This is a genomic window from Gemmatimonadota bacterium, assembly GCA_009692115.1.
Classification (GTDB): Bacteria; Gemmatimonadota; Gemmatimonadetes; order Gemmatimonadales; family GWC2-71-9; genus SHZU01.
In genome coordinates this window covers 186431-199731 of sequence record SHZU01000005.1, presented here as the reverse complement: position 1 = coordinate 199731, position 13301 = coordinate 186431, and the positions used below count along the sequence as shown (strand labels likewise).

Sequence of the window (13301 nt, the reverse complement as noted above, 5' to 3'; positions counted from 1 at the left end):
GGAGGCCGGACCGATGCGTCATGGACTCGCGCTGTTCGGACTCGCGTCGATGGTGGCGTGCCGGGCGGTACCGCCGTCGCCCGCGACGAGCGCACCGGCGGACGCTTTGGCGAGCGAACTCGCGACCTGCACCCCGTGCCATCAGGCCATCGTCGATCGCTATCGGGAGACCGCCCACTACCGGACCTCCGCTCCGGCCACCGCGACGACGATCAAGGGCAGCTTTTCCGCTGGGCGGAACCTGCTCCGGACTCGCGACAGCGCGATCTCGTTTCGGATGGAGCAGCGTGACGCCCGGTTTTATCAGACCGCCGTCGACGACCGAGCGGTGAGCTCCCGCACCGAGTCGATCGATTTGGTCATCGGGTCCGGACGCCGGGGACAGACCTATGGTTTCTGGCGGGAGGGAATTCTAGTCGAGCTGCCGGTGTCCTATCTCATCGCGCCGGATGCCTGGATCAACAGCCCGGGCTATCCCGACGGCCAGATTGACTTTAGCCGAGTGGTGGTGCCCCGCTGCCTCGAATGCCACAGCACCAAGTTCACGGTCGAACAGGAGAACGGGCGGGCCCGGTATTCGAGCCAGTATCAGCTCGGGATCGGCTGCGCCAAATGCCATGGAGACGCCGCGGCTCACCTCGCGAAGCCCGCGGCAGGGAGTATTCGGAACCCCGCCCAGTTCGCGCGGGATCGGAAGCTCGACACCTGCGGGCTCTGCCACTCGGGCCCGCGCCGCCTGCTCCGGCCGCCGTTTTCGCACCACCCGGGGGAACCGCTCGACCTGTACCTAGCGCCTCAAGCCGACTCGTCCACCGCCCGCCCCGACGTCCATGGCGACCAAGTCGGGCTGCTAGCCCGGTCGCGCTGCTTCAAACAAAGCCCGGGGATGTCCTGTGCCACTTGCCACAACGTCCATCAAACCGAGCGCGACCTGGGGCAGCTGTCCGGAAAATGCCTCCAATGCCACCAAGCCGACCGCCACCCGAAGCTTCGAGCGGCAGCCGGCGATCTGAAGGCCGGTTGTGTGGGCTGCCACATGCCGACAGAGGAATCGGGCGGGCTCCAACTCAACGGCACCACCGAATCGTCGCGGCTGTCGTTCCGGAGCCACCGGATTGCGGTCTACCCGCCGAAGTAGCGGTCGTTACTTCGGTGGCACCACCGCGTCGATGACGTGCACGATCCCGTTCGAGCCCCGGATCGAGGCAACGATCTTGCCGTCGCCGAAGCGCTTGCCCAACGCGACGCCCAGCACAACCTGCTGACCGCGGTCGACTGGAAGACGGGCGACGACAGTGCTCCGCACATGCGGTGGGCCCGGCAGTTCTGGTCAACCGTCGAGCGCTTTACCACCGGCTTCTACGTCAACGAGGTGGCCGACGGGAGCGCCGGCGTGATCAACGCCAACTACCGGCAGAACTACAAGCGCCTGGTGGCGGTGAAAAACAAGTACGATCCCACCAACCTGTTCCGGCTCAACGCGAACGTGAAGCCGGCGGGCTAGCCGGCGGTCAGCCAATCGGGGTCGCGATACTCGGGGTCCGGATTGCGATAGAACCCCCGCCCTTCCGCGATCATCCGGTCCAGGAAGGCGGGCGGCCGATCGGTGGGATCGCCGGTGTCGGCGAAGTAAGCGAGCTCGACGTTCCGGATCGACCGCAGGCTGACCGAATCCATCAGGCCGCAGGGACCGTAGGACATGCCGAACGCCAACATCCACGCGCGATCGATATCTTCGGGCGTGGCCACCCCGGCCTCGATTTGGCGGAGGACTTCTTTTTTGATGGCCCGCCAGATCCGATTGAACGAGGAGCCCATCTGCTCTTGCCGGACGAGGATCGGGATCATCCCGATCCGCCGGGCCCATGCGAGCGCGAACGCGATCGTGCCCGGATCGGTCTTCGGGCTGCCCATCAGTTCGACCAGCCGGGAGGTTCACGGGTCGCTCCAGTTCATGTCGAAGAACCGATCCGGCCGTTCGGTCGCCACGGCGAGCGGCGAGCAGGGCAAGGCGGAGGCGTTCGACCCGAGGTAGGCATCGGCGCCGAGCCGGGCATCGAGATCCGCGAGCACCGACCGCTTGAGGGCGAGGTCCTCCGGGACGTTCTCAAAGGCGAGTTGAGCGCCGGCGAGCGCGTCGTCGAGCCGCTCGGTTCCGGCAAGATTCGCCGCGAGACGGTCTCGCTCAGCCCCTTCACTCCAGCCGAGGATCCGTTCCACCGCAGCCTGGAGGGCGGGAGCGGACACATCGTAGAGTCGAGTCGAGGCCCACGCGACTTTGGCACCCATCACGCCGGCGCCGATCACCGCCACCGGGCGAGTGGGGTCGAAGGGCGGAAAAGTCTGAACCAGGGATTCAGTCATGGCATCAGTTCTCTGATCATTTGTTGGGCGCACATGTAGCCGGGGATCCCCGTGATCGAACCGCAGGGATACGACCCCGCGCCGCAGTACGACAGGTTGGCCCACCGGCCGAATTGGTAGAAGCGCGCCCCCGGATCGGCCGCGAACTGGCGGTCGAAGAAGGTCTGCCCCGGCGCGAGTTCGGTGTGATCGATGTTGCCACCGGGAAAGAGAAACAGTTCCTGGAGGTCTTTTGGCGCGAGCAACCGGCTCCAGACGCAATCCTCCGGATTCGCGATGTGGGCCAGCACCTGGGCTTTGACCGCCGTTTCCACCTCAGCCAGCGCCTCGCCCCGCTGGTTCAAGGCCAGGTTCTTGAAAAAGAGCGTGAGCCGGTCGAATGGCTCGACCAGGCCGAGCCGTCGCATCGCTGCGCCTTCGCAGTAGATCTGGATGTAGCCCGGTTCGTAGTCGACCTCGCCGGCGGTGACCCGGATCGTGGCCCGCTCGAACTCGGCCAGGGTCTCCATCGAGAAGATGAACCGGAACGCGGCATCGGCGTCGGCCTCGGGAGCATCCTTCCAGCGAACCGGATTGCGAAAAAACAGCGTCAGTTTGCCGGCCGAGCCGAGGAACCGTTTCTCTTCGACTCGCGCGGTAGTGGCGGTGTCGCCGACGAGCCGGGCAGCGGTCAGCGGCTCGGTGGCGAGGATCAGATGATCGAACGACAACCGGTGCGATTGGCCCGCCGCCGTGAAGTGGACCACGCCTCGGTCCGGATCCACTTGGTCGACCGCGGCACCGAGCCGGATCTCGACGCTGATCTCCCGATTGATCTCGGCCAGTGCTTCCAGCAGCCGCCAAAGCCCCGGTTTGACGAACCCGTAGTAGCCGTCGAACACCGACCCTGAGTCCATCAGCGGCAGGGTGAACGCCGAGTACGGCTCGGCCAGCGACACCGGGCCGCTCTCGGTCACGGTCATCGCCATGTAGATCTTGGTGCGGTCGGCAGTGAAGTAGTGGTCGAGAAGGTCGGCGGCGCTCCCGGTAATCCAGAGCCGGGTCAGGGTATCGCCTAAGGCGTGGCGGGCGGTATCCACGTTAGGCGGTGTCGCGGTCTGGTAGCCCTTCTGGAGGAAGGCCACGACCCGGGCTTCGTCGGCCCGGAACCCGGCCGGATCGCCCCGCTCACCCCACTGGGTCCGGAGTTCCCGGTCGAGCTCGGCCGGATCGCGGTGGATCCACGCGCTCGCCTCCGGCGTTGGGAAGTAGACCCGCTTGGCCGACGTGGGCACGAAGGTCTCGAGCCGGTCGATGAGCCCGGTCTCCCGAAAGATAAAATCGGGCATCAGGCCGAGGACCGAGGCGCCGAGGGCGTAGGCCTGGGTCCGGCCGTCGATCGTGGCCTGGGCGGAGATGCAGGCACCACCGGCCCGGTCGGCGCGTTCGAGGACGGTGACCTCGTGGCCGGCCCGCCGCAGGTAATGCGCGGCGACCAAGCCGTTGATGCCGGCACCGACTACCACCACTCGCTGGTTCACTGGGGAGGACCTCCAGCCAGAAAGCCTCGCCACGACATGGCGTCGAATCCGGCGGCGGCGGCGATCGAGATGCCGGGCTCATCGCAGAGCACCAGCGGCCGATATCCGGGGAAGCGCCGGGCCCGGGCTAGAGCCATGAGAACGGCAGGCCGATCAACCGGTCATCGTACCGCCGGGGCACGGTGTCGTTGTTGATCACGATCCCGAGCCGGGCCTTCTGCTCGGTCACGAAGTCCCGGAGCCCCCGGAGGTCACGGGGGTTGACCACCGAGGTGTGCTTGATCTCAACCGCCACCCGCCCGAAGTCACCCTCGAGGACCAGGTCCACCTCCGCACCCGCCCCCGTCCGGTAGTACGACACCTCAACCGCCGTCCCCTCCGCATTCAGCTGCCGGTGAATCTCTTCCACCACCATGCCCTCCCACGACGCTCCGACCTGCGGATGGCTCTGTAGGGCATCGCTGTCGGGAATTCGGAGCAAGGCATGCAGCAAGCCGCTGTCGCGGAGATAGCCTCTCGGATGTTTGACCACCCGCTTCACCACGTTCCGGGCATAGGCCGGAATCATCCGCCACACGAAGGTTCCGTGGGCAATCTCGAAATAATCCCGCGCCGTCGGCTGCGAAACCCCGAGCGCCCGGGCCACCTCGGCGTAGTTCAAGATCCGGCCGGACAGCCCGCCTAACATCTCGAGGAACCGCCGGAATCGGACGTCGTCGAGGCCGGGAAAGAGCCGCTTGACGTCCCGAAGCAAATAGGTCTGGATGTACTGTTCGACCCACCGGGCCCGAAACGACGGCGCCGGATCGAGCCACGGCTCCGGGAACCCGCCTCGAAACCAGAAATCCTGCACCTTCGCCTGACTGCCTCGCGCCTTGAGGCCGTCGGTCAAGTCCTCGGGCCGAGCCTTCCGATCGACGAGCCGGCGGAGGAGCGAATCCCGACCCGTCGTGTTGCTGACCTCTTCCCACGAGAACGGCGCCATCTCGATGATCCCGACCCGGCCGGCCAGACTCTCCGACACCGACCGGATCAGCGCCGGCGAACTCGCCCCGGTGATGACGAACCGGCCCTTTTCGGCTCGGCGGTCGTCGATCGCCACCCGCAGCGCCGGAAATAGACCAGGGAGGACCTGGGCCTCGTCCAACGCCACCTGCCGAGGGTTCAAACGGAAGAACAAATCCGGGTCGCGAGCCACCACGGCGTGGTCGGCTCGTCGCTCCAAATCGAGCTGCTTCCAGCCGGGCGACAAGGTGTGGAGCAGGGTCGTCTTGCCGCACTGCCGAACCCCCAGCAGGGCGACGCAGGGAAACGTCGTTAGATAGGACCGGAGCAGGGCGGCGGCGGCGCGTTTCATGACCAAGCAATATCAAACCAATACCTTGAAAATGCAAGGTGTTGGTTGCCCCAAAGGCGCTCGGCCCCGCCGGGGTATAGATTGGTGCTCCCCTGCGCTCACCGAGATCCGAATGCCCGATCCCCAAGCCCCGATCGCCACCGGGGCCCAGTACCTTGAGAGCCTCCGGAACCGCGGTCTCGTCGTGTACCTCTTCGGCGAGCGGGTGACCGAGCCGGTCGATCACCCGATCATCCGCCCGTCGATCAACGCCGTGGCCGAAACGTACGATCTGGCCGCGACGGACCCCGCGCTCGCCACCGCGGTCTCGCCCTATACCGGCGGCCCGGTCAACCGGTTCCTCCATATCGCCACCTCGGCCAACGATCTGGTCCTCCAGAACCGGATGCAACGCCGGCTCGGCCAGCTGACCGGGACCTGTTTTCAGCGCTGTGTCGGGATGGACGCGTTCAACGCGCTCCATTCGGTGACCCATGAGATCGACGCGGGCCACGGAACCCAATACCACCGCCGGTTGATCGAGTTCCTGACCACGATGCAGCGGCTGAACCTCGTGGTCGGCGGGGCCATGACCGACGTCAAGGGCGACCGGAGCCTGGCGCCGCACCAACAGGCCGATCCGGATCTTTACCTTCGGATCGTTCGGCGATCCGAGGCTGGCGTATGGGTCAGCGGCGCCAAGGCGCACCAGACCGGTTGTCTCAATTCCCACTGGCTGATCGTGATGCCGACGCTCCGGCTCGGTCCGAAAGACCGGGACTACGCGGTGGCCGGCGCTATTCCAGTCGATGCGCCGGGCCTGACCTATGTATACGGGCGCCAGTCGTGCGACACCCGGAGCGCCGAGCCCGACGATCTCGATCAGGGCAACGCCCGGTTCAGCGGCCAGGAGGCGTTGATCATTTTCGAGGACGTGTTCATTCCCGCGGACCGCCTCTTCATGGACGGCGAAGTGGAGTTCGCGGCGATGTTGGTGGAGCGGTTCACCTGCTATCACCGACGGAGCTACGTCTGCAAAACCGGGGTCGGCGATGTCTTGATCGGCGCGGCGGCCGCGATCGCCGAGGCCAATGGGGTGGCCAAGGCTTCGCATATCCGGGACAAGCTGGTCGAGATGACCCATCTCAACGAGACCGTGTTCGGGACCGGCATGGCGGCCAGTCACCTGGCCACGACGACGGCGTCGGGCGCCGTCCTGCCCGACGACATGCTGGCGAACGTCTGCAAACACCACGTGACCACGGTGCCGTATCAGCTGGGGCGGTTGGCGCAGGACCTGGCTGGTGGTCTGGTGGCCACGTTACCCTCGGCCCCGGATTTCCGGCATCCGGAAATCGGTCCAAAACTACTCAAGTACTTGCGTGGCAACCCCGCGGTGTCGACCGAGGACCGGGTTCGGCTGCTCCGGCTGATCGAGAACATGACGATGGGACGGAACGCGGTCGGTTACTTGACCGAGTCGATGCATGGAGCTGGGTCGCCTCAAGCGCAGCGGATTCAGATCGAGCGGGGCGCCGACCTCGAAACCAAAAAAGCTCTAGCGCGGAAGTTAGCTGGGATCAGTGTGACCTAACGGTCCGAACGAAGGGTGGCTCCGGGGTCGAGGGCCATAGCTGCCCGAGCCGGGAGCCAACTGGCGAGGGCCGCGACACCAAGGATCAGCGCCGTCCCGATGCCGAGGGTGAGGAGGTCTGACGGGCCGACCTCAAACAGGAGGTCGGTGAGCAGGCGACTCGTCACCAAGGCCCCTCCGATCCCCGTGGCCGTTCCCGCCGCCGCGATCGCCAAGCCGCGACCCATGACCAGCCGGCGGATCCCGCCCGGCGTTCCGCCCAGGGCCATTCGGATCCCGAACTCAGCGGTCCGGTGGCGCACCATCGTCGTAATCACGCCGAACAGGCCGACGGCGGCGAGAGTGACGGCCGTCGCCGCAAAGACGGCCAAGAGGATCGCGTTCAATCGGGGTTGGGCTCGCGGTTGGTCCAGTAGCATCTCGAGCGGTGATGCGCTTGCCAGGGCCGCACTCCCCTCGGCGATCGCGTTTCGGACCGCGATTACGATCGAGGCCGGCGGTCCGGCCGTCCGAATGACCAGGGTCAACGGGATCACCGGGAACCCCGACTGCCGAAGGGGGAAATAGACGCTGGCGCGGGCAGTGCGGAGTTCGCGGTAGCGGGTGTTAGGCACGACGCCCACCACGGTGAGCGGCGGATCAGTCGGCCCGAACAACAGCGTCTGGCCGAGCGGGTCGGCGCCGGGCCAGTAGTGGCGCGCGGCCGACTCGCTGATGATCACCACCGGGGTGCCGCCGTTGAGGTCGCCGGCCGAGAACGGTCGCCCGCGGAGGACCGGAATGCCGAGGGTGGTGAAGTAGTTCGGGGCGATGACTTCCATGTTGAGCAATGGGTTCTTGGCCGACTCGTCTTTCGTCTGACCGGGCTTGGCGAGGAATCCGGCGATCCCGAATCCGGTCGGGGCGAATGGAACCGTGAGCGCCGGCGACACGGCTTCCACCCCCGGAACCGCCGCCACCCGGGCCAGCACGCCGTCGAGGAGGGCGAGCTGTTTGGCAACGCCATCGGTCGCCACCACAGGAAGCGCCAGTTCACCGATCAGGACCCGGGTCGGCTCGAAGGCGAGATCGACCCGCTCCAACTTCAGCAGGCTCTTCCCGATCAGTCCGGCGGCGACCAGGACCATGACCGCGAGCGCGATCTGGGCGGCGACCAGCCCTTCCGTCACGATCCGGACCCGCCGGCCTCCCCCGCTTTGGCGGGCGCCGGCCCGAAGCACGTCTGGCAGGGTGACCCGCGATGTCGCGAAGGCCGGGGCCAGGGCGAACAGCATCGTGGCCGCGGTCGTAATGCCGATCGCAGCCAGGATGGCCCAGCCGTTCAGGCGGATTTCGTCGAGGCGGGGGATGTCGCCGGGCGCAACGGCGACGAAACCCCGCACGGCCGCGAGGGCGAGGCCGACGCCGAGAGCTCCGCCGGCCAGCGCGAGCAGGACGCTCTCCAACAGCAGCTCGGCGACCAGGCGGCGCCGGCCCGCGCCGAGCGCCGATCGAACCGCGAACTCCCGGCTCCGGCCGAGCCCGCGGACGAGGAGGAGGTTGGCCACGTTGATGCAGGTGAGGAGCAGCAGCAGAACGGCCGCGGCCGCGAAGATCAGCACGGCCGGTTTGGTGTGGCCGAGGATCAGGGACGGAAGGTCTTGTCCCGCGCCCCGAAATTCCCGCGACCATGCCGGCGCCTCGGGTCGTTGGAGATAGCTCGTCAGTTCCGCTTCGGCGTCCGGCCTCGACGCGCCGGCGCGAAGCCGGCCGACCAGATGAAGCGAGACCAGGTTGAGTGAGTCCGCCGTTCCGGTGCTGGTGGCCACGAGGGGCGCCCAGAAATCGGTGGCCTCCGGATAGTCGAGTCCTTGGGGCATGACGCCGACGATTCGGTAGGCTCGGCCGGTGTCGTGGATCAGGAGCTGCCGGCCGACGATGGCCGGGTCGCCGCCGAACCGTTGGCGCCAAGCGCGGTGGCTCAAGACCGCGACGAGTGCCGCGCCGGGGAGGTCATCCTCGGCCCGCAGGCCGCGGCCGAGCACTGGCCAGGTTTGGAGCACGTCGAAGAAGTTGCCGGACACCAGAGAACGGCGGAGCCGGTAGACCTGGTCGCCGTCTCGGATCGTCTCGGGGGCGGAGCCGTAGTACCCGACGAAACCGGCCTGCTCGATCGCGCCTCGGCGCCGGGTAATCTCCCGGACATCGTCGATGGCGAACGGCCAGTTGGCGGTGTGCTCGCGGGTTTCACTCCAGAGGACGACGAGGCGGTCTTGGTCGCCCATGGGAAGGCGGCGAATCAGGATGGCGGCGGCGACGGTGAAGACCGCGGTCGAGAGACCGATGCCGAGGGCTAGGGTGAGAATGGCGGTCACGGCGAAGCCGGGCGCGCGCATCAGGCTGCGCACGGCGATGCGGAGGGGGGGTCGCGTCACTGGGGAGCCATGCCGGGGTCTTCAGAAGCTACTTGAAGCCTCGGGCGGGCCGATAGGGGCTGGTCCGTTCGGAAACATCAGGTTGCCGAGCGGAGGGAACTATACTTGAATCGCGGCCGACGCCGAAAGCCGCTTCCGGTTAGCCTGCTGCCGGTCTCACTAAGGGGTGCAAATGTACGGACAATGGCGCACAATCGGTATTCTACTCTTGCTGTGGCCGAGCCCGGTGCACGCGCAGCGGAAGCCTCCGATCATCGACGTGCACGTTCACTCCTTTGGCCTCCAGCGTCACCCCGACGGCAGCCCGGCCCCGCTTCCTTGCCTGAACGATCGCCGACCGTGTGACCACCGCCCGTCGGCCTTCACCACCGACGAAGCGGGCGTCGCGGGCGTCGTTGATGCGATGAAGCGTCACAATATTGTCCTAGGGGTTCTCTTGGGAGGCCCGCTATCAGTCTGGGTGGCGTAGGCCTTTTGGTCCGCGACGGTGAGTCCGGCAGGCGCTGGTTGGTCGATCGCCTTCCCGACGGCGTCGAGGACGTGGGGCAGCGCGAGGACTTTCTTCTCGACTGGATCCTAGCCGAGGACAATCACGGTGCCGAGCGCCAGCAGAACGGAACCTAACGTAGCCATCGGATTCTCCTTAAATGGGGTACGGTTCTCACCGCCATCGAAAGCAATCTTCGCGCCCGCCTACCCTGGTTCCTTTCGGACGGCCACCAACGATTGCACCGCCCGGTCGATGTCGGCGAGGGTATTGCAAAGATTGGGACTCAGGCGCAATCCCCCGGTCGGCGAGCCGATCACGTGATGGCCAGCATAGAGCCGTTGGTGCCAGCGCCGCGCTGTTGGATCATCGGCCTTGGCGATGATGACCCCGTGACGGAGTGCCGCCGGCTGGGGCGTGACGAGTTCGAAACCGTTCCCGCGCAACCCGTCGTACAGTCGGCTCCCGAGGTCCCGGATTCTCGCCTCGACCCGCGCGGGGCCGACCTGCTCGTGGAGATCGAGCGCCGCCGCGAGGCCCGCCACGGTCGCATCGTTGCGTTGGCCCATGGTTTCGAATTTCCTGGCGCCCCGGGTCACGGTGGTCGCGGTGGCGCCCCACCCCACCCCGATCACACTGGGCCAGAGGGCCCCGATCCGTTCGGCCCGCAGGTAGAGAATCCCGATTTCCCGAGGCCCGAGGATCCATTTTTGGCCGCTCGCCGTGTACGAATCGCAACCAAGCTCTCGGAGATTCCGCCGGAGCGCCCCGAACGTCTGGGCGCCGTCGACATGGACGTAAATCCCCCGGGCCCGGGCAGCGCGACAGATTTCCGCCGTGGGCATCAGAAGCCCGGTGTTGGCTGAGACATCGGTGAAGGCGAGGACCCGGGTCCGCTCGGTGAGCGCGGCGGTCATCGTCTCGATGACCTCGGCGACGGACCCGGGCGGGGTCGGAAAGCTCACTCGCTTCACCGTGAACCCGAACCGGGCGGCCCGGACATCCCACGCCACATTGTTGGTCGGATGGTTTTGGTCGACCAGGACCACCTCGTCGCTCGCCCGGAGTTCGAGGCCGGCCACCACGATGTTGTTCGCTTCCGAGGCGTTGCGAACCAGGGCAATCTCGTCGGCCGTCACGCCGAGCAGCTGCGCGGTCCGCTCGCGAGTCGTTTCCCGGATTTTGTCGAACTGGGCCCGGTTCTGATAGGACACATCGGCATCGACCTCGCGAGTGGCCCGGGTCACCGCCTCGACCACCGTTCGGGGCCCCGGCGACATGTTGGCCGAGTTCATCGGAATCTGCTGGTCAGGAAACGTGAATTGGCGCTTGAGGTCGATCCAATAAGACTCATCCAACCGGACCGGCGGAACCGGCATGGCCGGACTGACCGTGGGCCGGAGAGCAACCACCGCCGAGGCTCCGACCAGTTGCTCCAGGAAGGTGCGGCGGGACGCGATACCCATGGGGAACCTCGCAGGTGATGGAGTGGGGCCCCTGGAACTTTGGTCCTCGGCGAAGATCCGGCAAGCCCCGGCAGGGGATGACACCGGCCGGCCGTCACACTACGTTCCGGCGGTCCTCAAGGAGTTGGCAATGATTCGCATCGCACTGTGGTCCGCGGCGTTGGCCGCGGTGTTGTCCAGCCCGGCGCTCGGCCAGGCCACCGTCTACCGTTCCGCCCAGCACGATTTCCGGATTGTGCCGGTGGCGGAAGGGCTGATGAATCCCTGGTCCATGGCGTTTCTTCCGGGGGGAGATATCCTGGTAACCGAACGGCCCGGCCGGCTTCGGATCATCCGGAAGGGCAAGCTCATCGAGGCGCCGGTTCCGGGCGTTCCTCCGGTGGTGATGCGGGGCCAGGGCGGCCTCCTCGACGTCGTGCTCCATCCGAACTTCGCCTCAAACCGGCTGGTGTACCTGAGCTATTCGAAGCCCTCGGGCGATAGCGGCGCCGCGACCACAGCTGTGGCGCGCGGCCGGTTCGAGAGCGACCGCCTCACGGGAGTGGAAGACATCTTCGTCGCGGTCACCAAGGGCGCGCCGGGTCACTTCGGATCTCGGCTCGCGTTCGACAAGAGCGGGTTCTTGTTCATCACCGTCGGTGACCGAATGGTACCGTCCATCGGCGATCTGACGGCCCATCCGGCCCAGGATCTGTCGAACCACCAGGGCAAGATCATTCGGCTTCAGGCCGACGGGAAAGTGCCGGCCGACAATCCCTTCGTTGGGAAAGAAGGCGCCCGGCCCGAAAGCTGGAGCTACGGCCATCGGAACTCGCAGGGTTTGGCTGTGCATCCCGAGACCGGCGAAGTCTGGGCCGTGGAGCACGGACCGCAGGGCGGCGATGAGCTGAACAACATCCGGAAGGGCCTGAACTACGGCTGGCCGGTCATCGGCTACGGGGTGAATTATGGGAGCGGCAACGCCATCCACAGCGGCACCCACAAAACCGGCATGGAACAGCCCGCCAACATCTGGGTTCCGTCGATCGGGATCTCGGGCCTCCTGTTCTACACCGGCGATCAGTTCCCAAATTGGAAAGGCAGCGCGTTGGTCGGTGGCTTGAGCGGCGACCGACTCGACCGCCTGACAATTAACGGGCAGAAGGCCGAGTTGACCGAGATTCTTTTCCGCCGGCAGGGCCGGATTCGGGACGTCCGGCAAGGAGTCGACGGGTTCATCTATCTCGCCATCGACGGGGAGAGCAAGCCGTCCTCGGTGGTCCGGTTGGAGCCGGTTGTCCGGCACTAAGAAGTCCGGGTGAGGTTCTTCCGCGGGGCGCTAGCGGTTCTGGTCTGGCTGCTGGCCGCCTCCGTCGCGGCGGCGCAGGCCCTCGAACTCAAGTTCCTCGATGTGGGCCAGGCCGACGCGATCTTGATTCAACTGGGCCGGCGCGCGGTGTTGGTTGACGCGAGTCGGGGCGACGACATCGTACTGGTCCTGGCCGAGCAGGGGGTCGACTCGTTGGTGGCCGCGATCGGAAGCCACAACCACGCCGACCATATCGGCGGCATGGACGCGGTACTTTCGAGTCTTCCGGTCGGCCAATACTTCTTCAATCACCGCCCGTCCGCCAACAACAATGCCCGATCGGTGGAAGAGTGGCTGGCCCGGCGGGGCATCCAAAGCCCGCCCCTCCCGTGGGATCCGATCATGCTTGGCGATGTCCGGATTACCGTCTTCCCGTCGGCGCTGACCGGGGCATCCGAGAACAACAGCAGCTTGGGCGTTTTGGTTGAGCGCGGCAGTTTCCGCGCTCTGCTCACCGGCGATAGCGAAGTCGAGGCGCTGAACGCCTGGATGGAAGCCGGGATTATTCCTGACGTGGATGTCCTCAAGGCCGCCCATCACGGTGCCCGGAACGGCGTGACGCCGGGGTGGATTGACCGCACCAAGCCCGAGGTGGTGGTGATCAGCGTCGGCGCCACGAACGGCTACGGCCATCCCGACCCGGCCGCGATGCGGTACTACCAGCTGCACCGCCGGGCGGTCTACCGCACCGACACCGACGGCACGGTCACGGTCACGGTCGATCCCGACGGCAACTATCAGGTCACCACGGCCGGGCCGATCCCCCGTTAGG

Annotated in this window: 11 protein-coding genes; 5 read left to right on the top strand and 6 right to left on the bottom strand. The window is 66.5% G+C overall.

Features of this window, described 5'->3' with window-relative positions; genetic code table 11:
• Window positions 1-13 precede the first annotated feature (13 nt).
• A complete protein-coding gene (locus tag EXR94_08115; GenBank protein MSR02688.1) occupies window positions 14-1138 on the top strand; it encodes a hypothetical protein in 1125 nt (374 codons plus the stop codon).
• Window positions 1139-1174: 36 nt separating this feature from the next.
• On the top strand, window positions 1175-1504 hold the full coding sequence (locus EXR94_08110) for a hypothetical protein (GenBank protein ID MSR02687.1): 330 nt from the start codon (window positions 1175-1177) through the stop codon (window positions 1502-1504).
• Here the strand turns inward: EXR94_08110 and EXR94_08105 are convergent.
• The 4 genes from EXR94_08105 to EXR94_08090 all read right to left on the bottom strand — a co-directional run bounded on the left by EXR94_08105 (window position 1501) and on the right by EXR94_08090 (window position 5241).
• Window positions 1501-1914: a hypothetical protein gene (locus tag EXR94_08105; protein MSR02686.1), complete on the bottom strand. Its 414-nt coding sequence runs from the start codon at window positions 1912-1914 to the stop codon at window positions 1501-1503. The two genes, EXR94_08110 and EXR94_08105, sit on opposite strands and share 4 nt — an antisense overlap.
• Window positions 1915-1935: 21 nt before the next feature.
• Window positions 1936-2364 (bottom strand): hypothetical protein, encoded by a 429-nt coding sequence (locus EXR94_08100; protein MSR02685.1) that lies wholly within the window; start codon window positions 2362-2364, stop codon window positions 1936-1938.
• Window positions 2361-3932: an NAD(P)/FAD-dependent oxidoreductase gene (locus EXR94_08095; protein ID MSR02684.1), complete on the bottom strand. Its 1572-nt coding sequence runs from the start codon at window positions 3930-3932 to the stop codon at window positions 2361-2363. Before EXR94_08095 ends, EXR94_08100 begins: the two co-directional genes overlap by 4 nt.
• A gap of 79 nt (window positions 3933-4011) precedes the next feature.
• Entirely contained in the window at window positions 4012-5241 is a 1230-nt protein-coding gene (locus EXR94_08090) for an ATP-binding protein (protein MSR02683.1), read from the bottom strand.
• Between the two features lie 112 nt (window positions 5242-5353).
• Here EXR94_08090 and EXR94_08085 point away from each other — a divergent pair, with 112 nt between their 5' ends.
• On the top strand, window positions 5354-6814 hold the full coding sequence (locus EXR94_08085; GenBank protein ID MSR02682.1) for a 4-hydroxybutyryl-CoA dehydratase: 1461 nt from the start codon (window positions 5354-5356) through the stop codon (window positions 6812-6814).
• Here the strand turns inward: EXR94_08085 and EXR94_08080 are convergent.
• Window positions 6811-9228, bottom strand: coding sequence for an FtsX-like permease family protein (locus tag EXR94_08080; protein ID MSR02681.1), 2418 nt, complete (start codon window positions 9226-9228; stop codon window positions 6811-6813). The two genes, EXR94_08085 and EXR94_08080, sit on opposite strands and share 4 nt — an antisense overlap.
• Window positions 9229-9921: 693 nt before the next feature.
• Window positions 9922-11181, bottom strand: a complete 1260-nt coding sequence (locus EXR94_08075) for an aminotransferase class V-fold PLP-dependent enzyme (GenBank protein ID MSR02680.1) — start codon at window positions 11179-11181, stop codon at window positions 9922-9924.
• Between the two features lie 130 nt (window positions 11182-11311).
• Here EXR94_08075 and EXR94_08070 point away from each other — a divergent pair, with 130 nt between their 5' ends.
• Together EXR94_08070 and EXR94_08065 are read left to right on the top strand one after the other, a co-directional pair.
• The gene (locus EXR94_08070) at window positions 11312-12469 is read left to right on the top strand and encodes a PQQ-dependent sugar dehydrogenase (protein ID MSR02679.1); all 1158 of its coding nucleotides are present in this window, start codon (window positions 11312-11314) and stop codon (window positions 12467-12469) included.
• A gap of 9 nt (window positions 12470-12478) precedes the next feature.
• A complete protein-coding gene (locus EXR94_08065) occupies window positions 12479-13300 on the top strand; it encodes an MBL fold metallo-hydrolase (protein MSR02678.1) in 822 nt (273 codons plus the stop codon).
• Window position 13301 lies beyond the last annotated feature (1 nt).

Excerpts from the sequence above, each read along its gene's own strand:
- EXR94_08115 (MSR02688.1), top strand. The coding sequence starts at position 14 with ATGCGTCATGGACTCGCGCTGTTCGGACTCGCGTCGATGGTGGCGTGC.
- EXR94_08105 (MSR02686.1), bottom strand. The coding sequence starts at position 1,914 with ATGGGCAGCCCGAAGACCGATCCGGGCACGATCGCGTTCGCGCTCGCA.
- EXR94_08100 (MSR02685.1), bottom strand. The coding sequence starts at position 2,364 with ATGACTGAATCCCTGGTTCAGACTTTTCCGCCCTTCGACCCCACTCGC.
- EXR94_08090 (MSR02683.1), bottom strand. The coding sequence starts at position 5,241 with ATGAAACGCGCCGCCGCCGCCCTGCTCCGGTCCTATCTAACGACGTTT.
- EXR94_08085 (MSR02682.1), top strand. The coding sequence starts at position 5,354 with ATGCCCGATCCCCAAGCCCCGATCGCCACCGGGGCCCAGTACCTTGAG.
- EXR94_08075 (MSR02680.1), bottom strand. The coding sequence starts at position 11,181 with ATGGGTATCGCGTCCCGCCGCACCTTCCTGGAGCAACTGGTCGGAGCC.
- EXR94_08070 (MSR02679.1), top strand. The coding sequence starts at position 11,312 with ATGATTCGCATCGCACTGTGGTCCGCGGCGTTGGCCGCGGTGTTGTCC.